The organism is Candidatus Obscuribacterales bacterium (assembly GCA_036703605.1).
GTDB lineage: Bacteria > Cyanobacteriota > Cyanobacteriia > RECH01 > RECH01 > RECH01.
Genome location: DATNRH010000706.1, coordinates 1 through 1,359, shown reverse-complemented (window position 1 = coordinate 1,359; position 1,359 = coordinate 1). Strand labels below are relative to the sequence as shown.

Below are 1,359 nucleotides of genomic sequence, written 5' to 3'. Positions count from 1 at the left end.
TGAACGTGGGGGTAATCAACATCGTATCCCTTGCCTTCAACGGGCACTTGAATGGATATCCATGTCTTGATCTTTTTGAACGGTATCCCGCGCTCGGTAAAAGCCTGAGCTGCCCTGTCCTTGAACGCTAACGATTCGGGGGTTTCTTCCTTTATCTGCTCGACCCGACCATTGCCCTTCCAGGTTTGCTTGACGTATTCAAGCCAGTCGGGGTTAAAGCCCCAATGTTGTTTCTTGACCATAAAAAGCGGGGCGGCTTTTACACCGCCCCTTATTGTTACAGCGCGAAGTTTGGATCGATGAAGAAATGCACAACCACTGTGACCTGACCGGCAGCAAACGTAGTTGCAGCGGCATTGGCCTCTATCTGGATTGTGGTTTCAGCAGCGAACTTCTTCGGGCCTGTGGTCTGGAGTACGCCCTGTAAAGGGAAGTACACACCAGCAACCGGCAAGTGAACGGAAGTGTCGCCCGTCCATACAGCTAAGTTACCAAAGCCGTCCGGGTCGGCAGCATCCGTACCGTTGGATGCCCAACCGATGTCCATATCAAGGGCTTCAATACCTGTATCCAGGTCTTCACCAATGATATAGCCGCCCGTGACAACCGCGCCAGCGGGAAGTTTGCACATCTCAAAGATGTCGCCGTCTTCCACGTTAGCCGCGATCTGATAAGTACCAAATGCTACCTTAAGGTTATAGGCGTCACCTGGGCCTGCGACGGGGTAATCAGCACCCGCCTGTTTTGAAGTTAAAGTTTCAGCAGCCATAGTAAACCTCCTTAAGCAGCGGTTGAGCTATGGAAAGATGTAACCATTCCATGCTGCTTGTTGTTGTAGAAAACCTTCTTGATGTCGTGCTTCATGGAAACACCAACACCATTCAGGTGCTCGTAGTCATCCTCTTTCCTGCGCTTGAAGGATGCGGGCCGACCAATACCAAAGCCGAGAGCCTGCGCACCACACAGAAAGCCCATGCTGACGCGTGAGGTTGAGCCGCCAGAGGTAACAAGGTTGTCACCCGTAGCGTTAGCGCCCCACACACCGCCAAACGGGCCGGTTGAGCCGTCGATGAAGATGCTGTCGATCTCAGGAACACGCTTGATGATTACGCCGTCCCAAACCAGATCGCCAGCCTTCCACAGCGGGTTGCCCTCAGCACTACGGGGCATCGCGTTGGAATGAAGGGTCTGCAGGTCAACACGCAAGTCACGGAAAGCGTACTCACCCAGGAACAGGACATACCACGGCTCATCACCCTTTACATAGATAGGACGGATGAGAGGATCGGCAACCTCTGCTACAGACTTCAGCAGGGCAACCATCTCCTTGTCCATCTTGTCGCCTGACGTATCAACGTT

3 protein-coding genes are annotated in these 1,359 nt (G+C 53.1%); all 3 read right to left on the bottom strand.

Going from position 1 to position 1,359, the window contains the following annotated elements:
- Positions 1-242, bottom strand: a 242-nt coding sequence (locus V6D20_14860; protein ID HEY9817061.1) for a hypothetical protein, incomplete at its 3' end; no start/stop codon positions are given.
- Between the two features lie 35 nt (positions 243-277).
- Positions 278-769, bottom strand: a complete 492-nt coding sequence (locus V6D20_14855; GenBank protein ID HEY9817060.1) for a hypothetical protein — start codon at positions 767-769, stop codon at positions 278-280.
- Between the two features lie 11 nt (positions 770-780).
- Positions 781-1,359: DUF4043 family protein (locus tag V6D20_14850; protein ID HEY9817059.1), on the bottom strand; the 579-nt coding region annotated here is incomplete at its 5' end.